The organism is Cellvibrio sp. pealriver (assembly GCF_001183545.1).
Classification (GTDB): domain Bacteria; phylum Pseudomonadota; class Gammaproteobacteria; order Pseudomonadales; family Cellvibrionaceae; genus Cellvibrio.
On sequence record NZ_KQ236688.1, the window covers coordinates 2,658,247 to 2,680,618 of the forward strand.

Below are 22,372 nucleotides of genomic sequence, written 5' to 3' on the forward strand. Positions count from 1 at the left end.
GAGTCCGCTTCTCTTGCACATCAGTAAATTTTGTAAATCACGCTCAAGGTCTTCAATGAAAATTTTTCGCTTTACTCCACTATTCCTCGCTATCGCTGCCGCGCCTGGTTTTTCTGCGACGGAAGAACTCATCGTCACCGGTAGTTATAACCCTGTTACCAATGAGCAATTGTCTTCATCGGTCTCGGTCATCAACAAACAAGAATTGTTGCAATTAAGCAGCAACAACGTGATTGATGCCCTGCGCCAAATTCCCAGCCTGTGGGTTGAAGAGCAAGGCGGCCCGGGCGGCGTAACGTCCATTGCCCTGCGCGGCGCAGAAGCAAACCACACACTGGTGTTATTGGATGGTGTGCAATTAAATGACCCAACCAATACCCGCGGCGGTGCATTTGATTTGAATAGCATTAATATCGAATCGATTGAACGAATTGAAATTATTCGCGGCGCACAATCGGCTGTGTACGGTTCAGATGCATTAGCCGGTGTTATCCACATCATCACCCAGGCACCGAGCAAATCCACCACCCAGTTTAATGGCACAGTAGGCAGTGACGACTACGGCAGTGTCGGCATGAGCACCTCGGGTAAATTCAATAATCTGGGTTACGCCTTCGCGGTGCAATCCAAGGATGCCGGTGAACCCGTTCCCGGTAGCACCGCAAAAAATACTGAATTCACCAGCCGCTTAAACTGGCAGCAAGACAATCACACCGTGAATTTTAATTACCGTTATTTTGATGGCGAGCGCACCAGCTTCCCCGAACAAAGTGGCGGCCCGGAATTTGCGGTAGACCGCAACCTCGACCGCAGTGAATACACCGACCAAAACGCGGGCTTGGGTTGGACCATGCAAGTGAATGATGTGTGGCAATCGCGCGTGCAAACCAGTTGGTATCAGCGCGAAGAAACTATCGATTCGCCCGGTATCGCACCGTATTTTGAATTGCCACCCAATGGTTCGGTGATTGATTTTGATCGCACCAATGCAAGCTGGATCAACACACTGGGCGATAAAAATACGCTGTGGTTTAACGTCGGCGTAGAACACAAACGCGAACAAGGCACCAATCTGGGTTACGCCGTATCGCGTGATGTATTCCCGTTGGATTTCAGCCTCACGCGTGAAATCAACAGCGCCTTTATCAATGCAAATGCTTACGTGACAAAAGAATGGTTGATACAAGCAAGCGTGCGCCATGACGACCCGAGTAATTACTCGGCAGAAGACACTGCACAAATCGGTACACGCTATCAGTTAAATGATCAGATTTCGCTGTTCGCCAACTGGGGCGAAGGCTTCAAATTGCCGAGCTTTTTTGCATTGGGCCACCCGATGACGGGCAACGAAGATCTGGTGCCGGAGACTGTCAAATCAGGCGATGTCGGAATTGAATTTTCGGGCAGCGAATTTTCATCGCGCATCAGTTATTTCGATCACCACTACCGCAACCTCATCGACTTTGATGCGGAGGCATTCCAAAACGTGAATCGCTCGCGCGTGGAAACCAGTGGTGTGGAATCGGAATTTACCTGGCAAGTGCAAAGCCATTTGAAATTGCGCGCCCATGCCAGCTACACCGATATCGATATGATGTCGTCGGACAACCATTTGCTCGGCCGTCCGCAAACCACCTACGGTGCATCAGCACATTATGCGCTCAATGATGATTGGCAATTTAACCTGAATTATTTGCGCGTCGATGAACGTTTTGCGGCGAGCCTTTATACGGGGAGCACCGTTGAGCAAGTGTTAGGAGCTTACGACCGCTTGGATGCCAGCGCGAATTGGCAGATGAATACCAATGTCCGCTTTAATGTGAGCCTGGATAATCTGACCGATGAAAACTACTACACCGACATAGGTTTTCCTTCGGCTGGCCAAAGCGCCAAACTCGGCGTCACCATTACGTTTTAACTTATGCCTCATGCTCCCTGTGCCCCGACAGGGAGCAAAACCCCTGCTGTAACGTCATATACAGTCGAGTTGTTTTACAACTGTCCTCTTAATCATCTTTTTGAGCAAAATACAACCTATTGTTTCACAAGCAAATTTGTGAACTGGCACACATAATGCTCTTATCCATAACTGCATAGATCATTTTTACTCACTCATGTAGTTAATGGACAAAGGAAGATTGCAATGAAACTCATCAAAATCGCCGCTGCAGCGCTCATTTCCTTGAGCTCGTTTGCAGCACAAGCGGGACTGCTTTACATCGACAGCCCTTATGCTGATCAAGTCGTCGCAAACAGTAACGACTTCAAATTCGGCAAATCAATGGCAGCCTTGCCATCCGGCCAAATGTACAACATTGGCGGAAACCTAAAAGCAAATCAGGACGCAGTGCTGGATCTTGACTTCGTATTCCTGGGCAAAGAGGCTGGCTGGAACAATAAGTTCACCTCGGGCGCGCTGACTAACCTCATCACCACTGGTGGAGGCGGTTCGTTCTCGTACAGCCAATACTTCGCTGCAGGTGCGCTTATTCCGTTCACCTTCACCACTGGCGGCGCAGTACTGCCACCTAGCGTGTCAAATGGCAGCAATAACGACGGCGACCACTGGGTATCTTTCGCGATTGCGTTGGACACAACCTTCAAAGGTATTAAGTACGATGCCATCCTGTTCTTTGATGATACCGGTGGCTACAACGATGACGATAACCACGATGATTTGATTATCGGCCTCAACGTCAAAACAGTACCCGAATCATCAGCATTTCTGCTGATGCTGATGGGCTTGGCAGGCTTGTTTGCTGCGCGTCGCATGAAATCTTAATCAACGTTAAGTGCTTGAAAAAATAAACCCGGCCTATGCCGGGTTTATTTTTTCTGTGCAATTACTTTTATAGAAAATAAACTCTCAGTTTCAATAGACGCTTTTTTCAGCCCTGCAATTCTCGCTAATAAAATGCTCGTGTGTCGGCATCATATTCAAGCGATTCTGGATGCCGGTGCGGATCTGGGTAAGGCGGACGCGCAAATCATCATCCGACACCACATCCGCAATCGGGTGATATGACTCCGGATATAACCCCTGCCCCACCAATACACTGAACCAACTTTGCTCCTTGAATAACTCATCCAATTTCACCATCACATCGCCACGGGTGCGGAAGGTATCCAGTTTTTCCTGCAACGTTGCCGGTATATCCATATGCTTCACATAACGCCAGAATTCGGTATCTTCCCGTTCAGACACTTTGTAATGCGCGATTAAAAAATCTTTGATGTCAGTATATTCGTGCAACATTTCGCGGTTAAATCGATCGACAACAAAATCGCTGATATTGTCCTTGGGGAACATGGTCAGCAACTTTGCAATCACAACCTGAACCAAATGGATGCTAGTGGATTCCAAGGGTTCTAAAAATCCGCTGGCAAGACCAACCGCAACACAATTTTTAATCCAGCATTTTTTACGCACACCGGTGACAAAACTCAACACACGTGGCGATGCGGTAGCTTTGCCATCCAAACGCGACAACAGTGTTTCAGTCGCTTCATCGACATTTAAAAATTTATCGCAAAATACATAACCATTACCGGTACGGTGCTGCAACGGAATCCGCCACTGCCAACCAAATTCCTGCGCAGTCGCGCGGGTAAAAGGCAACAAAGGCCCGGCGCTTTCACAGGGAACAGCCACAGCCTTATTGACCGGCAACCATTGGCTCCAATCTTCATAACCGGCCTTCAAGGTTTGCTCAATCAGCAAGCCTCTAAAACCGGAGCAATCAATAAAAAAATCCCCTTCAATACCCGTTCCGTTTTCCAGTATGACCGACTCTATGTATCCGGAATCGGAATGCTGTTTTACTTGGGTAATTTTGCCTTCTATGCGTTTAACTCCACGCAACTCGGAATAGCGGCGCAAATAATTTGCGTAAAGGCTCGCATCAAACTGGAACGCGTAATTAATTTTTGGCATGTACGCGGGGCCAGTTTCTGAATTGGTGCGGATAAATTTATTGGCGCGTGCCGCTTCGGTTTCGATACTGAACTTGGAGTAATCCAAACCGCCGCCACTGTTTTTCCAGCGCATCCAAAAATGATTAAAGCTAATGCCCTCCATGTCCACACCCAATGAACCAAACGGATGAAAATAGGTTTTGCCTATTTTTCCCCAATTGACAAATTCGATGCCTAATTTAAAAGTCGCATTGGTTTCACGTACAAACTCATCTTCATTCAGGCCGAGAATGCCGTTAAACAAATTGATCATTGGAATAGTCGCCTCACCTACTCCGACTGTACCAATCTGCTCTGACTCGACCAGCGTTATCGTGTAATTATTGCACCCCAACACTTTGGCAAAAACAGAAGCGACCATCCACCCCGAGGTTCCACCTCCCACAATCACAATATTTCTGATTTTATTTTTATTCATAATTTTTCATACTCACATTAAATTCATTTCAACATAAGCCTGCATACTGGGCATATGTTGTATTTCATTTTTGATATTCGAGAGTAATGTTTGGAAATATTCAATCAGCTCTTGTTCCGGCAATACATCTACCAATGGATCGTAGGTTGTGGTTTCCAGTTTTTGCCCGACAAATAATGAAGTCCAGTTTTCCTGTAGAAACGTTTCGTTTTCATTCAGGGAAACCACACCGCGAGCCGCAAATAAATCAATTTTGTGTTTTAAGGAATCCGGAATCGCCATATGACGAACATAATCCCACAGCGGTTCGTCATAGCGTTTATTTAAATGGTAATGCGCAATTTGGAAATCGCGGACATTTTCCATAAACGAAAAAAACTTCTGGTTATACACATTCGCTTCCGGCATGGCACTACTATTGTTCGGAAACAATTCATGCAGCAAAGATAAACCAATATGCAAAGGATGAAGCTGCACGGCATCTAGCGGCTCCAAACTCACCGCAGTAGCGCCTAAGGCTATACAATTGCCAACCCATGATTTTTTGCGCGCACCGGCGGAAAAAGGCACATCCGTTACATCGATAATTGGCATGCCGGTATACACGCTGGCAAGATCCGCAAGCGCAGCCGGGGTCACTTCTTTGGATGAATAGGCAAAGTTAATTGCTGTTCTATCCAACAGTGGATAGATTCCAAACCAGCCATGTTTAAACGCTGATATCTGGCTGAATGAGGGCAGCGAATTTAATACCGGTGCCGATGCAACCATGATGTGATCGGCAGGCAGCCAATCGGACCATCGCTCAATATTATTTTTTTCTACCGCTTTCATTAAAACGGCTTCTGTTCCTGAAGCATCAATAAACAGATCGGCTGTTATTGTTTGCCCGTCTGCCAGCACAACAGATGTTATTTTTTCACCCTCGGTATTCACAAGGGCAATCTGCGCAGGTATGCGTTTCAAACCATTGGCCATCACACCTTTTGCAATAGCCTGCACGTATTCCACAGCGCTTAAATGGTAGCCACAGGAGGCACGCGAAAAGATTTTTGCTGCGCGCTCAGGCTCAACATATTTTTGCTGCTTGGCAGCCGCTGCGCCCAGGCAAAAATCTTCAAGGGGGACTTGCAACCCATTCGCTTTTGCTTTGAGCCAGTACTGATAAAAATCAACACTGTTAAAATCAAAACCAAAACGGTCATAGGCATGCATATAGGGCGCAGCACCACCACACCAATTGGAGAAGCGCTGCGCAAAACAATAATGCCCTTTGGATTCCTTTAATAGTTTTCGCTCGTTCGCGCCCAATACTTTATGCAAAATTTTATAGGCTGGGATGACCGAAAAAACATCCTGCCGGGTTAATTCTGCAGGCAATTCAATCAACACAACATCAACCGCAGGTTGAACACCCGCCAGTGCCTGCTGCAAATACAACGCCGTAATCCAGGCATCTGCATCGCGCCCTACAATTGCGACTTTTTGAATAGCATTACTCATGCGTGATACCTCAGGACTTGGCAGGACAGTAGCGTGCAATAAAGTCTTTGTGCGATGGCGTATCCGCAAGTGCTGTGGTGATATTCTGATAAATACCCTGCAGCTTTTGGCTCGCCATTTCTACACTTATTTTTGATGCAAAGGGATCTATCCCCTCTTGTTTAAGATCCTGGCCAGCCAAAACCGACACCCAACTGGGTACAGAAAACAAACCATAGGTGTAAGAATCCACATAACCCCTGTGTTTAAACAACTGTATTTTTTCTTTGAGGCTGTCAGGCACTTCCATTGCGCGGCAATAGCGCCACAACTCTGAATCGTCCCGCTGGTTGAGGTGATAATGCAATATCAGAAAATCGCGGATCCGCTCATATTCAATATCCATCAAGCGATTGTATTCATCCAATATCGCCTGCTGCGGATGTGCACCGGGAAGTAGTTTTATAAAATTTAATATAGCGGCCTTAATTAAATAAATACTGGTTGATTCCAAAGGCTCCAGAAACCCACTGGCCAAACCCACAGCGATACAATTTTTAGTCCAGGATTTTTGATATCGCCCCGAGGTAAATGTTAATAACCGCGGTTCAGACAACGCATCGCCATTAATATCCTGCAGCAGGGAACTTGCCGCCTCATCATCACTGATGTAATGGCTACAAAATACATAACCATTGCCGGTGCGATGCTGTAAGGGAATGCGCCACTGCCAACCCGCCGCTTTGGCTTTTGATTGTGTATAGGGCGGGAGCTCATCGGTCAACTTACTTGGAACAGCAAAGGCTCTATCGCACACCAACCACTTGGACCAATCCTCAAACTGAGCCTGAAGATTTTTACCCAACAACAGCGATCTGAAACCGGAGCAATCAATAAAATAATCACCACTGATTTTTTCACCTGACGCCAACACGATAGATGTTATGTTGCCACTATCAGGATGATTAGTGATCTGGGTTATCTTGCCTTCAATACGTTTGGCATTTTTTTGCTCTGCAAAGCGCCGTAAATAATTCGCATACAGCCCTGCATCAAAATGATAGGCATAGGAAAACGTAGAATTAATATTCTGCTGGTCTTGGCCAGGAAATTGAAATTTATTCTGCAACGCACTTTGGATAGCAAAAGAATAGGCATCGATTGGCTTTGTTGCATCCAGATGCTGGGCTCTCGCCCATTGCTGATGAAATTCCACGCCGTCAATGCGCGCACCATGACTACCAAAAGGGTGGACATAGGAATTGCCCAACGCCCCCCAATCGACAAATTGTATTCCGAGCTTAATCGTTGCTTGAGTCTGTTTCATCATATCGGCTTCATCGATACCGATACGATCATTGAAAAATTTCATGTGTGGCAAGGTTGCTTCACCCACGCCCACACTACCAATCTCATCAGATTCAACGAGCGTGATATTGCAAATTTTTTCTCCGGCCAGCGATGCCAGTGCGGCTGCACACATCCAACCTGCTGTACCGCCACCTACGATAACAATTTCCAGTTTTTTTAACATTTTTATAATCCAGAAATAAAAAACGCCACTACAGCGTAGCAGCGTTTTTTTTCAACAACAATATAAACAACTTAGTACTTCAAACGCAGACCAAGCGTGTAACGACGATCGTTTTCATGCCACGCATTCGGCAATCTCAAACCACCTTTGTCGTAATCTTGAACTTGCTGGGTAAGTACAGTTTGCTCATTCAGGATGTTACTGATCTGGAATGACACCTCAACATTATCATTGAAAGTATATTTCACCGATCCATCCATTGTACCTGTCGCTTCTGTCCAAATAGGCACAGCAACACAGCAATCGATCGCGGTGATCATATACTCGGAACGCCAGTTATACGCAACACGGGCAGCCCAATCATTCTTCTCATACATCAACACGAAGTTGGCTGTGTGATCCGACAGACCTTCCAAACGATCTACCTTAACGCTATCAGGTGCTTGTCCGGATACCGCATCAGGGTTAGAGGTATCGTTTTTGATACCGGTATTGGTAATACCATCGTTTTTCAGATAGGTGTAGTTTGCTTGCACACCAAATCCATCAAATGGCTCAGGCATAAAATCGAAGAAGCGTTGGAACGCAAATTCAAGACCGCTGATTTTTGCACCTTCACCATTCACCGGCCCACGCACTTCAACCGTATTGGTTATACCACCATTGGTAATTTCACGGTTGTAACGCGAGAATTGAATGTAATCTTTAAACTCTTTTGCAAAGGCTGTAGCAGTAAATGATCCCACCGCCGCAAAATAATATTCAAAGGTCAAATCAATCTGATCAGCAATGATCGGTTTCAAATACGGGTTTTGCGCATCTGCGGTATAAACGATCTCGGCACCGGTGATATTTCCACTCGCATCTTTAATCCACAATGGATCAGTTGCAGATGAAATTGAAGGCGCTGTTTTACTGACAGAAATGTAATTGCGCATGTTACCGATATCCGGACGCGCCATTGCACGCGATATCGCCAAACGCATTAACATTTCATCGTTGAGCTCATACTTGATGTTCAAGCTTGGCAATGCGTTGTGATGTGTAACAGTGGTACTTGAGAGGATGTTCGCACCATTTGCGTAGGCTATATCTGCAGCCGACAAATAGTGCCCCAAGGTATAAGGTACTGGTGGAGTTTCCGCCGGGTTCTCGGAGACAACTGGCTCATCTTTCAAATCGGCATCGGTAAATTGCGGAAGCTTGATACCGCCCGAGCTTTCCACTTCGGTCTCGACATAACGAACACCCACGTTACCGGTAATAGGCTTGCCGAAGAGATTTAAATTATCGCCACCAAAATGCAACTGCACATAGAAGGCATTCGATACTTCAGAAATGTCCACCATATCGGCTGGCTCAAAACAGGTACCGTCAACTTCATCACTGCGATCACCTTTGCCGGAACAAATCGGGTTCCAGCCATTAAAACCATCCGGAATTCCCAGTGCATCTTTCGACATCAAAGATGCCCAACCCTTACGGTCTTGCAGCAGTTTTGCATCCGCAAACACAAACTCCATATTGCCGGTTGATGTAGCAAGAGTGCCCACACCTGCGTCAAATGTTTTGGTTCTGAATACATCCGGATAGCCTTTGAAACCCGTTGTTGCATTAGGGCCGCTATCCAAGTTAAACCAGCTGGCACTGGCACCACTGGTCCAGGTGTTGGAAACACCGTTCCAGTTGTAGCCCGCATTTCTGATTTGTTGTTCACGATCAGCAAAACGGTAACCAAATTTCAACGAATCAACCCAGCCGGAATCAATGTCTAACTTGAATGCGGTCTTGAAGGCAAACTCGTCACCCTCACTCGCTTCATAGTGATCCATGATATTGGCGAGGTAGTAGTTGTTAGGATCAGACCACAGCGCTGAACTCAGGTTTTGGTTTGGCGGAGCTGAGAGTGTCAAAGAAGGCACGCCTCTTAAATCAACAGCGGCAGTGGCAAAGCTCTTGTTGTCGGTACTGATGTCGTAACCATCAACAGTCGAATCTACGTAGTGCACATCAAACACCGCGTGCAACGTATCGGTTGGCTCCCACTTCACATTGACACCAAAATCCTGGGTCATGTTTTTGCTGGCAGATGCGCGGGTGGTACTCAGGATACCCATACCTCTGTTAACCGGCTCAGGGCCATCGGTACAACCGTTCCAGGCAAAGCACACATTGGTTAAAGGCAAGCCGCTAGCCATAGTCGCGAACTGCTTGGACTCTTCATTACTGCCACCCCACCAACCATGCTGGGCGGTCAACACACCGGTCTGGAACATACCTCTGTCATCAAACGTGAAGGGGTCTGAACCATCAGCCGGAAGAGGGATCTTGTCACTGCCAGCCTCAACTTCCCAGAATACGCTCTGACCAAACGAGGCATTACCCATATCGGTCGCAACAACATACTCTTCCATGCTGTTTTCGTATTCGGAGCGATTGTATTGGAGGGCAACTTCGTATTTACCATCGTGGTCTTTCCACTGTGCCGCCAGCGCAACGCCTTGGCGATCGCGGTCATAGGTGATATCACGGAAATAAACACCATCAGGAATGTAGGTCAGCGATGGCGCATCGGCACCGAAGGTATCGCGGAAACGGTTGATACGGAACAACTGGACACCCTGTGAAGCCGTTTCGATTTGGGACATCGCTATGTTGCCCAAAACCCCGAACTCACCGGCAGCGGTATCCCAGCGGGTACTGTAAAGCGCTGAAACCTCTGGTGTGTATTCTTTAGACAGATCGCCGTAGTTGTAATTGAGCGTCACGGCTTTCAAGTCGCCTTCCTGATCAAAAGGAAGACGGGTACGCAGGTTAATGGTACCGGCGATACCACCTTCAATAAGCTCTGCAGTCTGGTTTTTGTAGGTATCAACACCAGACATCAGTTCGGGCGATACATCACCCCAACTCAATCCACGTGAAGCATTGGCGCTGAAAGAATCGCGCCCGTTAAATTCGGAACGAACTTGCTGTAAGCCACGAACCACCACACCGGCTGGCTCCGCCGAGAAGTGCGATGTATCAGATGGCGCAGCAAAGCGGCTGACAGATATACCCGCAACGCGTTGCAATGCCTCACCTACTGATTTATCCGGGAAAGAACCCAGATCTTTTGCAGTAATTGAGTCAACAACAGTATCTGCATTTTGCTTGATGTCCTGGGCGGTACTCAGCGCTTGACGCATACCGGTAACGACCATCTCCTCAACTTCTTCCCTCTCTGGTACAGCGCTGTCATTTTGTGCAAAAGAGGGCGCGCTCAACGCCATTATGCACATTGCCAACATGGATTTTTTAAACTGTATCGATTGCTGTGCGGTCTTGTGATTTTTATTAAAAACCATAGCCAACCCCTTTGTTAAATTTATGATTAGGTAACTTTTTATTTGCCTGTTGCGGGCAACCAAACTTAAAACTCGTAAATCAGGGAGTTAAATACCACCCTATCCCGATACTTTTATGCACTCATACCTAGGATCACCTAATATTATGCGAATGTAACCGGTTAAGTCAATTTGACAATAAGATAAATAACATCCAATTTGCTTGTGTTTTGATAAAAAACAGCAATATTTGACAGCGCTATCAATCAAAAGCGAATTGCGACTTCAAAGATGAGCGAAGGTTTTGTAAATAAAAAAGCCCGCTGTCAGAAGCGGGCTTTAGAGGAGTAGAAATGAACGACTATTTAAGCAGAAAACGGATGACGCAAAACGATCGTTTCAACACGATCAGGACCGGTAGAGATGATATCAATCGGTGCCTTGATCAGCTCTTCCAAACGACGGATATACGCGCGAGCATTGGCGGGCAATGCATCCAATGATTGCACACCAACAGTAGATTCGCTCCAGCCAGGCATTTCCTCATATACAGGCTTGATGCCCGCCCAACCATCCGCATCATACGGCATACCCACAATAGGCTTGCCTGCAGCATCCTGGTATCCGATACAGATTTTGACCGTCTCCAAGCCATCAAGAACATCAAGCTTGGTCAAACAAATACCCGTCACACTGTTGATACGGTTAGCGTGGCGTACAGCAACCGCGTCAAACCAGCCACAGCGGCGCTTGCGGCCAGTTGTCGCACCAAACTCATGGCCTTTCTTGCCAAGATATTCACCAATCTCACATTCCAATTCGGTCGGGAAAGGCCCCGAACCTACACGAGTGGTATAAGCCTTGGTAATACCCAATACATAATCAAGGTAAAGTGGACCAAAACCGGAACCAGTGGCTGTACCACCAGCTGTCGTATTGGATGAAGTCACAAACGGATAGGTACCATGATCGATATCTAACAGGGAACCTTGAGCACCCTCAAACAGAATGCTCTCGCCGTTCTCACGTGCGGTATGCAGCTGCTCGGTTACATCCACCATCATTGGTAACAACTGCTCTGCCCATACGATGCAGTCAGCCATCACCTTGTCGAAATCAACAGCTTCCACCTTGAAATACTGGGTCAACACAAAGTTGTGGTAAGCCAGAATATCTTTCAGCTTAACAGCGAAGCTTTTCAAATCAGCCAAATCACCAAGGCGCAAACCGCGGCGAGCAACCTTGTCTTCATAGGCTGGGCCGATGCCGCGACCGGTGGTGCCAATTTTGGCATCGCCACGCGCCAACTCACGCGCCTGATCAAGCGCAACATGGTAGGGAAGAATAAGGGGGCAAGCTGGTGACAGGCGAAGATTCTGACGCACCGCTACACCGTTTGCTTCAAGACCTGCGATTTCCTTGAGCAATGCTTCGGGTGATAACACCACACCATTACCAATAAGGCAGGTCACACCCTCACGTAAAATGCCCGATGGAATCAGATGAAGTACGGTTTTTTTACCGTCGATCACCAAGGTATGGCCTGCATTGTGACCACCTTGGAAGCGGGTCACCAGGGAGACCTGATCTGTCAGCAAATCTACGATCTTGCCCTTGCCTTCGTCACCCCATTGGGTGCCCAATACCACGACGTTCTTGCCCATGACTGGTTTAACTCTCTGTGCTAGATAAAAAGAAAACGGTTTGATTAAAGCGCGATGACTTGATACTGGCCATCTTTTAACAACAGCTGGCGATCACACCCCAAAGCGGCAATATCTTCGTTGCGGCCAACGGCAATAACTCGCTGCCCGTCTTGCCTCAGTTTTTGAACCGCCTGCCATTGCAATACATCGCCCGTATCAACCACAGCAATAGCCGATACAGACGACTTGGACAGTAAGCCCAACTTGCTAATGGCTGTGATATCGACTGCAAATCCGGTCGCAGGACGCGCACGCCCAAATACTTCGCCGATGTGATCGTAGCGGCCACCACTGGCGATGGGATTACCATAACCGGGAGCAAAAGCGGCAAATACCAAACCGGTCAGGTAATGATAGCCGCGCAACTCGCCCAGATCGAAGTAGAGCTCTGCTGATGGATAACGCTGCTCAATAACTTTTGCAACCTCATCAAGCTGGTCTACTGCAACCTGTGCAGCCTTGACGCTCTTGAATAGATCACGAGCTTTGTTCAATACACTGCGGTTGCCTGCCAAACCAGGCAGCGCCAAAAACAGCTGCGCTTTGGTTGCATCCGAAATGTTTGACGCGACCCAACCGCGAATCTCCGTGGTCGCCTTGCGTTGCAACAATTCAAAAAAAGTATCTTCTTGGTCTTTAGTCAGACCGGCATCCACAGCAATAGCGCGATAAATCCCCACATGCCCTAAATCGATATGCAATCGAGGCAAGCCCGCAACCTGCAGGGATTCCAGCAATAACGAAACCACTTCAATATCAGCTGCGATACCCGATTCACCATAGAATTCAAGACCGGCCTGAATAGGAGTTCGTGTCGCCAATGGATTTTTTGGTCTTGTGTGAACAACATGTCCAGCATAACAAAGACGGTTGGCACCATTGCGATCAAAACTGTGGGCATCCATACGTGCTGTTTGCGGGGTGATATCCGCACGGATACCTAAAGTGCGACCACTCAGCTGGTCAGTCACTTTGAAGGTCAATAAATCGACATCACGCCCCAAGCCAATCAGCAGGGAGTCTGTGTATTCAAGTAATGGTGGGATCACCATGTCATAGCCCCAAGTGCTGTACAAATCCAGCAAGCGGCGGCGCAAACTATCTATGGCTTTGGCCTCGACCGGAAGGATTTCTTCCACTCCGTCCGGCAACAGCCAGCGATCAGCGTAGGTCATAAGCGACTCTAGGTTCAAGATGCAGGGTTAAATGCAGGTTATCCAGCAAGCGCGCATAAAAAAACCGAGCTCCTGGCTCGGTTGCGGCATTTTAACACTGTTTACTAAAAGATTTGTAGGCCAAATGCAAACAGATGCCCTACAAAGAACATCGCCCGCAATGCGGGCGATGGGATCAAGCCTTGATATCTAGTTTTTACCCTGCGGATCCTTCAGATAGCGGAAGAAATCACTGTTGGGGTCAACCACCATCAGATCTTCTTTGCCACTGAAGCTTTGGCGGTAAGCATTGAGGCTACGCACAAAACTATAAAACTCAGGGTCTTTATTGTAGGCCTCGGCAAAAATCGCTGCCGCACGCGCATCGCCATCACCGCGGATACGCTCTGCATCGCGGTAAGCATTAGCTTCCAGTACAGCAACTTGTTTATCCGCATCAGCACTGATTACCTCAGCCTGTTCTTTACCCTGTGAACGGTATTCACGCGCTTCTTTTTCACGATCTGCAGCCATACGGGCAAATACAGATTGACTTGCCTCTGGAGGGAAATCGATACGCTTTACACGAATATCTTTTACTTCAATCCCCAGCAATTTCACTGCATCAACATTGATGCTGGCAGTGATTTCACTCATCAGCTCATCACGTTTACCCGATACAACATCATGCAAAGTACGGCGACCAAACTGGTTGCGCAAACCATCCGCTACACGCTGGGCCAAACGGTTTTCAGCTGTCGCCTCATCGCCGTTGGTTGCCTTATAGTAGGTCTCAACATCTTTCACTTGCCATTTAATGTAAGAGTCAACTACCAAGCGCTTATTTTCGACAGTAAAAAAACTTTCGGGTGTCATATCAGCCGTCAGTATACGGGCATCAAATTTGGCTACCTTGGCCCAAGGTTTTTTAACATGCAAACCGGGCTTGATATCTGCCTCTACCAAACGACCGAACTCCAACTTGATTGCGCGCTGATATTCAGTAACCACGAAAATTGAGTTAAATGCCAAAAGCAACACAATTATCAGCGCAATTAATGAAGCAAAACCTTTAGTTGACATTAGCGCATCTCCCGACGAACAAGTGGCTTGGTTGGCTCAACCGTCTGGGTGGCCCTGCTGTTGTAGCTCTCTGCCGGTACTTGGGTTTGTGGCTCTACTGCCGACGAACGGCTGCCCATACGATCAAGGGGCAGATACAACATATTATTGCCACCCTCTACATCAACCATCACTTTCGATGAATTTTTCATCACACTTTCTACAGTTTCCAAATAAAGTCGTTGACGCGTCACTTCGGGAGCACGCTTGTACTCGGTTAGCAGACTTTCAAAGCGGTCAGACTCACCCTCTGCACGAGCAATCACTTCTGCTTTGTAGGCCTCTGCCTCTTCGATCATACGTTGAGCGCGACCGCGCGCCTCAGGGATGATGCCATTCGCGTAAGCTTGCGCCTGGTTTTTCAACCGCGCCTCATCCTCTTTTGCCCTGATCACATCATCAAAAGCAGAACGCACTTCTTCCGGCGGACGAGCATCTTGAATATTGACATTAATAACCTGGATACCCGCACCATAAGAGTCCATGTAAGCCTGCAGGCGCTGTTTAACTTCCGCTGCAATTGCTTGACGCCCCTCAGACAACACCTGATTCAATTCACTTGAACCAATTACGTGACGCACAGCAGAATCTGTCGCATGACGTAAACTGATTTCAGGATCTTTTACGTTTAATACATAAGCGCGCACATCAGACACGTTGAATTGCACAGTAATTGGCAACTCAACAATACTTTCATCTTCGGTCAGCATCAGGCCGCGAGAAGGATACTGGCGCTCGCCGGTTACGTTGACTATGTACACCTCGGTGATAAACGGCGCATTCCAATTCAGACCCTCGGTTTTTATCTCCGAGAAGGCACCAAACTTCAGAACCACTGCACGCTCTTTGGCATCTACCTGATATACGCCAGCGCCCAGATACAAAACCAAAGCGACAACCGCAATAATCGCGAACAAAGATCCAAAACCACCACTGGAGCTTTTGCCACCTCCACCGGAGCTGCCACCAAACATACCGTTCAGTTTTTCTTGCAATTTTCTGAACGCCTCATCAAGGTCTGGTGGACCATCGTTATTCCTGCCACCACGCCCCCCCCAGGGGTCTTTGTCTTTTCCCGGTTCATTCCAGGCCATAGTTTTTCTCCACGTAGAAAGTAAAGCTGTCATGGGGACGATGATTCAATTTACAACTCCCCGGAATTCCCATTAATTGGCTTCTGATCCAACACCGGGGTCTGGTCAACCCACTGCAAATCATCAAAAGCAATTGCAACTGCACTGAGAATTCTTAATAAATCACTTTTGGGTATACGGATATGAAGCAAAGTGGAGCCATCATCCCGATACCCTTCATCCAGTACTGCTTGCTGGGTGTAGAGCATAGCGCGCAATCGCCCTTGGGTGGGAGTCAAAACCAACCGACCTTGCACGACCTCTTTACCCAACAACTCAGAGATAGCCGCTGTCAGTAAATCACAACCTGCGCCTGTTTGGGCAGAAAGCCAGACAGCAACAGGCTTGCCCGCGTCATCCCGATCAATATGCGGCTCGGTATCCGCTAGCAGATCCAGTTTGTTATACACACGCAATTGCGGTAAATCTGCCGCACCAATCTCTTCCAACACCAACTCTACCTGCTCGGTATTGCGCATACGCTCATCGGCAGCGGAATCTATCACATGTAAAAGTAAAGTTGAGTTACTGGCCTCTTCCAAAGTCGCACGGAAAGCTTCGACTAATTTATGAGGTAGATGACTGATAAAGCCCACAGTATCAGCCATCACAACCGCACCAATGTCAGATAACTCAATACGGCGCATAGTAGGATCAAGAGTTGCGAATAACTTATCAACCGCATACACATCAGAGCCCGTAATGCGATTAAACAACGTCGATTTTCCAGCATTGGTGTAACCAACCAAAGATACCGTCGGTATCGCTGCTCGCTGGCGAGAGCGACGGCCTTGCTCTCGCTGCGAACGCACTTTTTCCAAACGCTGTTCGATCATGGTGATACGGTTACGCAATAGACGGCGGTCTGTTTCCAGTTGGGTTTCACCTGGGCCGCGTAACCCGATCCCGCCTTTTTGGCGCTCAAGATGTGTCCAACCACGAATCAATCGTGTCGCAGTGTGGCGCAGCTGCGCCAACTCCACCTGCAATTTACCTTCAAAGGTGCGTGCGCGCTGGGCAAAAATATCCAATATCAATCCTGTCCGATCAAGCACACGGCACTGGAGAACTTTCTCAAGATTACGCTCTTGGCTCGGCGTGAGAGTGTGGTTAAAAATCACCAGCTCAGCTTTATGTTCAGCAACCAGATCAGCTAATTCTTGTAGCTTGCCCGTGCTGATAAGGAATTTAGCGGTAGGGGTGACGCGAGAACCGGTCAGGAATGCCACAGGATCACCACCTGCCGACAAAACCAGTTCTTCAAATTCGCGGGGATCTTCGGCTTCTTGGCCGTGAGATAAATTCAGGTGAACCAGCACCGCCAGTTCACCCGATTCGGGGCGATCAAAAAACAATTAGCGACCTCGAGGCTATATCAATAGCTTGATAGATTACTCGGCTTGCTCGTCTTCTTCGCCTTCGATACCACCTGCTTCGTTCAGCAGAGGTACGCGTACTGCACGTGATGGAACTACAGTGGAGATGGCGTGCTTGTAAACCATTTGGCTTACTGTATTTTTCAACAGCACGACAAACTGATCAAATGACTCAACCTGACCTTGCAACTTGATACCATTTACCAAATAAATGGATACAGGTACACGTTCTTTACGCAGAACGTTCAGGTAAGGGTCTTGTAAACTATGCCCTTTTGACATGTTTATTCTCCTCGGGACAATAAAATTTGCAGTTTAAGACTGCATTAGTTACCCACCCAAAACACCTTATACATCCAGTAAGGAGGGGGTGGAAGAAAGCATGAAAATCTGACTAGGGTTCTCACGTGGACATTATATGGCTGCGGAACCTATAAAATTCAAGGCGCAACGCACAATTTCTTCCTTTGTGAGTGAAATTCCCTGCTCAGTCTCAGTGTATATCCAGTGTAGATCACTATTTGGTGTTGTCGACCAGCCGCGCAACCAAGTGAATTGACGCTTGGCTAATTGGCGCGTGGCGATCACACCGCGCTCAATCATTTCATCGTAATCCCACACACCATCAAAGTGATCCCATACCTGGCGATACCCCACAGCACGAATCGCGGGCAAATCTTTATGCAAGTCACTTCGATCATAAAGTTTTCGCACTTCATCGAGCAGACCGCTTTTGAGCATTTTTTCAAACCGAAGTTCAATACGTTTGTGCAGTACTGAACGATCACGTGGTGCAATCGCTAATTGACAGAGATTGTAGCGTTCGGAAAAAGCACCTACCCCAGCCTGTGAGTGTTGTCGCTCGCGTAACTGCGACATAGTTTTGCCGCTTACGCGATATACCTCAAGCGCACGACTTAACCGCTGTGAATGATTGGGATGGATCTCTGCTGCTGTTTGCGGATCTACTGCTGCAAGTTGCGCATGAATGTAGGGCCAGCCAAATTCTGCCGCCTCGCGCTCGATTTGCGCACGCACTTCAGCATCAGCTTCTGGCATATCGGCCAAGCCATCAAGTAATGCGCGAAAATAGAGCATGGTCCCGCCAACTAACAGCGGGATTCTGCCTGCGCGATGAATGTCGGTAATTTCCCGCTCTACATCTGCAAGAAAATCAGCCACGGAATAGGGTTCAGATGGATCGCGAATATCAATCAGCCGGTGTGGTGCTGCGGCCAATTCTTCCTCGGTGGGCTTGGCTGTGCCTATATCCATGCCGCGATAAACAAGCGTCGAATCAACACTGATCAATTCCACCGGCAAATGCCCGCGCAATGCGATAGCCAGATCCGTTTTTCCGGAAGCCGTTGGACCCATTAAAAAAATAACGGGCAACTTTTTTGTAGCCGTTTCAACATTCATTACTGGCCGCGCATGAATAATTTATCAAGGTCATCAAGCGACTGTAACAACCAGGTCGGGCGACCGTGATTGCACTGGCCGCTGCGCTCAGTTGCTTCCATATCGCGCAAGAGCGCATTCATTTCTGGAATCGTTAATTTGCGATTAGCACGCACTGAACCATGACATGCCATAGTGCCAAGAATTTCATTGATGTGATGCTGGATGCGCTCGCTGGTGCCATGCTCAATCAAATCGGACAATACATCGCGCACCAACTGTTCTACTTTTGCGCGATGCAAAATCACCGGTAGCTGTCGGATCAATAATGTCTCTGGCCCTGCACGCTGCAATTCAAAACCGAGTGTTTTAAAAATGTCAGAAAAATTCTCTGCACAATCCGCTTCTTTTTCACTGACCGCAATACTCTCAGGGACTAACAGCGGTTGCGTTTGGATACCCCCGCAAGCAAAGGATTCTTTCATTCGCTCATACGTAATGCGTTCATGCGCTGCGTGCATATCCACCACAATCAAACCCTGCGCATTTTCGGCGAGAATATAAATACCTTTGAGCTGCGCAATTGCATAACCAAGAGGCGGAATATCCTCACTGGAGGATTCAGGCAAAGCGTAGGTCGCAGTGGAATTTACAGGGCGATGCAATTCACCATAACTCGCCATCTGCTCGCGCACAGCATCCACATTAATCGCGGCAGGTTGATAATCTTGTGATGAGTAGCCTTGTGATGAGTAGCCTTGCGATGAATAGCTGGCGCTTGGCGATGCGCGAAAGCCGATTGTTTCTTGCCCTTTGAATTCACCCGCTGCGATGCCTTGTACAGGGCGCATTGATGTCAATGCAAACGGATTTACGCCTGCATCGTCCCCCGCCATATCACGCCGTGCGAGCGTGTCTTCCGGGCGCACTTTGGCGAGCGCGTGATGCAAACTGGAATAAATAAAATCGTGCACGCTGCGGTTATCGCGAAAGCGCACTTCATGTTTGGTGGGATGCACATTCACATCGACAGTCGATGGATCAAGCTCCAGATACAACACAAATGCCGGATGACGGCCGTGATATAAAACATCTTGGTACGCCTGACGCACCGCGTGGCTGACGAGCTTGTCGCGGATAGCGCGGCCATTCACATAAAAGTGCTGCAGGTCTGCCTGGCTGCGCGAAAAAGTCGGTTGCGCAACCCACCCCCACAAACGCAACGGACCGCGTTCAATATCGATATGCACCGCATTTTCCATAAATGCAGGCCCACATACCTGTGCAACACGGCGCTCTTGCTCCAACTGCGAATCGCCCGCGCGCCAGGAATAAATCGCGCGGCCGTTGTGGCGCAAATTAAACGCGACATCAAAGCGCGACAACGCCAAACGTTTTACAACATCTTCAAGATGGGTGTATTCGGTTTTATCCGTACGCAAAAATTTTCGCCGCGCCGGTGTGTTAAAAAATAGATCGCGCACTTCAACGGTTGTACCGCGCGGATGCGGTGCCGGTGACACTTGCGTTTCCATATCGCGCCCTTCTGCAACCACTTGCCAACCTGCACTGTCATCGTTAGTGCTGCTGATCAACGCAAGACGCGCGACAGAACTGATACTCGCCAGTGCTTCACCGCGAAACCCCAAAGTGGCAACGGCTTCAAGATCATCCAGTTCATAAATTTTGCTGGTTGCATGGCGACTGAGTGCGAGCGGCAAATCTTCTTTGTCGATACCACTGCCGTTGTCACGCACACGCATCAATTTAATTCCGCCCTCCTCCACATCAATTTCCAAACGCGTTGCGCCAGCATCGAGCGAATTCTCCAGCAACTCTTTAATCACCGAAGAGGGGCGTTCTACCACTTCACCAGCAGCAATCTGGTTGGCAAGGCGCGGGCTGAGTAATTTAATTTTTGACATGGGACGGAACCGCAGCAGGATCAATCAAGAAGTAGGAATTTTCAGGGTTTGGCCAATCCTGACCGTCGAGCTCTTCATATTGTTGTGACGTTGCAATGCTCTCACACTTACACCATAGCGCGATGCGATGCGCGATAAAGTATCGCCCGCTACGACACGATGCTGTTTTGGCAATGCAGCCGGAGGTGTATAGGTTGCGCGCGTGACAGGTTGACTTGTGACCGCACTCGCAACAGGCGCTGAGCCGCCGGGAATTTTGATTGTCTGGCCGATGCGAACATTGGTATCGCGCAGGTTATTGTGCTGCTGTAATTGCTTCATGCTCACACCATAACGCGCCGCAATTCCCGATAAGCTATCGCCTGAGGCAACCGTATGCTGCCTCTCAAAATCTTTCAAATTACCTGATTCCAACTGCGCTGCAACGTAAGTCCCGGCAGGAGGATGCTGGTAAAAATATTGTTTGATGCCTTTAAAAACCGACTGCGCCATTTGTTTACGATACGCCGTTGTTGCCAGTTTGCGCGCCTCTTCCGGATTGGAAATAAAACCGGTCTCAACCAAAATCGATGGCACATCCGGCGATTTGAGCACCATAAATCCCGCTTGCTCGACATGACGCTTGTGCAAATGCGCAATACCACCCATGGAGTTCAATACGTGATGCCCCACTTGCAAACTCGAATTCAAAGTCGCCGTCATGGACAAATCTACCAACACACCGGCCAACACCTGATCTTTATCATCCAGACTGATATTGCCCACACCGCCAATCAAATCTGATTCGTTTTCGCGCTGCGCGAGAAAGCGTGCCGTTTCAGAAGTCGCACCGTTTTGTGAAAGCGCAAATACCGAGGCACCGCGCGCGCTGGCTTTGGTGAACGCATCGGCGTGGATGGAGACAAACAAATCCGCTTTCATGTTGCGTGCAAGGTCGCGGCGTTTTTTAAGCGGGATAAAATAATCACCCGTGCGCGTCAACTTGCCGGTAAAGCCGGGTTGCGCATTGATCGCCGCAATTAATTCTTTGGCAATCGCAAGTGTGACTTCTTTTTCGCGCAAACGGTTTGGCCCCATTGCCCCCGGGTCTTCACCGCCGTGGCCAGCATCTACCGCAATCACAATAAAACGCTTGCCCGCCACATCGGCTTTTACCACCGGTTGAGGTTGGGCTGCGGGTTTATTTACCGGCTTATCGGCGACCGGCACGGTTGATGTGTTGGGTACCGGTTTGTTGGATGTCGGCGCTGGCGCTGCTGTAGAGGGCGTTGCCGTCGCAGTGGCTGCCGGAACATCATCGTAGAGATCAATGACCAACCGGTCGTGCATGCCGCCATGGGCTTTCAGCAAAAAACTATTGGGCGCGACTTTGTTTTTTAAGTCCAGCACCAAGCGCAGATCGGTTTTATTTTGCACAGAGCTACGAATGATTTTGACCGGCGTATCGGCAAGCGGCAGGCGCGACACATCGCCTTGCAGGCGCGTGTTGGACACATCCAGAATAATACGATCCGGATTGGCAGCCAGTGTAAGGCTGTGTTTCACCGGTGCATCCAGATCCAACACAATTCGGGTGTGGTCAGGCGCGCGCCAGACACGCACCCCATTCACCGTGGCGGACTGGGCAATCTGGGCGAAAATCAAAAGCCCAAGACAAAAAGCCGTGCTCAGCCAGCGAAAAAAAGACATAGGCAATCTCAGCAACATCAAAACCAAACTGATTGTAGTTATAGGGAAATCGTTAAAGGCAGACCGCGGGTTCCGCACTAAGAGCACCAGAAACCGGCACAAGTTCGCACTTTACCGCAAAACGCCAATGT

At 48.4% G+C, this 22,372-nt stretch carries 15 protein-coding genes; 2 read left to right on the forward strand and 13 right to left on the reverse strand.

Features of this window, described 5'->3' with window-relative positions:
- Positions 1-55: 55 nt before the first annotated feature.
- Positions 56-1,918 carry a TonB-dependent receptor plug domain-containing protein gene (locus VC28_RS11460; RefSeq protein WP_049630760.1) on the forward strand — a complete coding sequence of 621 codons (1,863 nt, stop codon included), beginning with the start codon at positions 56-58 and terminating at the stop codon, positions 1,916-1,918.
- A 225-nt stretch (positions 1,919-2,143) separates the two neighbouring features.
- On the forward strand, positions 2,144-2,782 hold the full coding sequence (locus tag VC28_RS11465; RefSeq protein WP_049630761.1) for a hypothetical protein: 639 nt from the start codon (positions 2,144-2,146) through the stop codon (positions 2,780-2,782).
- Positions 2,783-2,872: 90 nt separating this feature from the next.
- Here VC28_RS11465 and VC28_RS11470 read toward each other — a convergent pair whose 3' ends face one another.
- The 13 genes from VC28_RS11470 to VC28_RS11530 all read right to left on the reverse strand — a co-directional run bounded on the left by VC28_RS11470 (position 2,873) and on the right by VC28_RS11530 (position 22,241).
- Entirely contained in the window at positions 2,873-4,393 is a 1,521-nt protein-coding gene (locus VC28_RS11470) for a tryptophan halogenase family protein (protein WP_049630762.1), read from the reverse strand.
- 12 nt (positions 4,394-4,405) lie between these two features.
- A complete protein-coding gene (locus VC28_RS11475; protein WP_049630763.1) occupies positions 4,406-5,896 on the reverse strand; it encodes a tryptophan halogenase family protein in 1,491 nt (496 codons plus the stop codon).
- 10 nt (positions 5,897-5,906) lie between these two features.
- Positions 5,907-7,409, reverse strand: a complete 1,503-nt coding sequence (locus VC28_RS11480; RefSeq protein WP_049630764.1) for a tryptophan halogenase family protein — start codon at positions 7,407-7,409, stop codon at positions 5,907-5,909.
- Between the two features lie 71 nt (positions 7,410-7,480).
- The gene (locus tag VC28_RS11485; protein WP_049630765.1) at positions 7,481-10,756 is read right to left on the reverse strand and encodes a TonB-dependent receptor; all 3,276 of its coding nucleotides are present in this window, start codon (positions 10,754-10,756) and stop codon (positions 7,481-7,483) included.
- A 344-nt stretch (positions 10,757-11,100) separates the two neighbouring features.
- The gene (locus VC28_RS11490; protein ID WP_049630766.1) at positions 11,101-12,399 is read right to left on the reverse strand and encodes an adenylosuccinate synthase; all 1,299 of its coding nucleotides are present in this window, start codon (positions 12,397-12,399) and stop codon (positions 11,101-11,103) included.
- Positions 12,400-12,443: 44 nt separating this feature from the next.
- Entirely contained in the window at positions 12,444-13,616 is a 1,173-nt protein-coding gene (locus tag VC28_RS11495; protein WP_049630767.1) for an ATP phosphoribosyltransferase regulatory subunit, read from the reverse strand.
- Between the two features lie 189 nt (positions 13,617-13,805).
- Positions 13,806-14,678, reverse strand: a complete 873-nt coding sequence (gene hflC / locus VC28_RS11500; RefSeq protein WP_049630768.1) for a protease modulator HflC — start codon at positions 14,676-14,678, stop codon at positions 13,806-13,808.
- Positions 14,678-15,811, reverse strand: a complete 1,134-nt coding sequence (hflK, locus tag VC28_RS11505; protein ID WP_049630769.1) for an FtsH protease activity modulator HflK — start codon at positions 15,809-15,811, stop codon at positions 14,678-14,680. The genes hflC and hflK overlap by 1 nt, the downstream gene beginning before the upstream one ends.
- 50 nt (positions 15,812-15,861) lie before the next feature.
- Positions 15,862-17,205 (reverse strand): ribosome rescue GTPase HflX, encoded by a 1,344-nt coding sequence (hflX, locus tag VC28_RS11510; protein WP_049630770.1) that lies wholly within the window; start codon positions 17,203-17,205, stop codon positions 15,862-15,864.
- 36 nt (positions 17,206-17,241) lie between these two features.
- Positions 17,242-17,508 (reverse strand): RNA chaperone Hfq, encoded by a 267-nt coding sequence (hfq, locus tag VC28_RS11515; RefSeq protein ID WP_039912679.1) that lies wholly within the window; start codon positions 17,506-17,508, stop codon positions 17,242-17,244.
- 132 nt (positions 17,509-17,640) lie between these two features.
- Positions 17,641-18,648 carry a tRNA (adenosine(37)-N6)-dimethylallyltransferase MiaA gene (gene miaA / locus VC28_RS11520; RefSeq protein ID WP_049630771.1) on the reverse strand — a complete coding sequence of 336 codons (1,008 nt, stop codon included), beginning with the start codon at positions 18,646-18,648 and terminating at the stop codon, positions 17,641-17,643.
- Entirely contained in the window at positions 18,648-20,552 is a 1,905-nt protein-coding gene (gene mutL / locus VC28_RS11525) for a DNA mismatch repair endonuclease MutL (RefSeq protein ID WP_049630772.1), read from the reverse strand. The genes miaA and mutL overlap by 1 nt, the downstream gene beginning before the upstream one ends.
- A gap of 24 nt (positions 20,553-20,576) precedes the next feature.
- On the reverse strand, positions 20,577-22,241 hold the full coding sequence (locus VC28_RS11530) for an N-acetylmuramoyl-L-alanine amidase (RefSeq protein ID WP_049630773.1): 1,665 nt from the start codon (positions 22,239-22,241) through the stop codon (positions 20,577-20,579).
- Positions 22,242-22,372 lie beyond the last annotated feature (131 nt).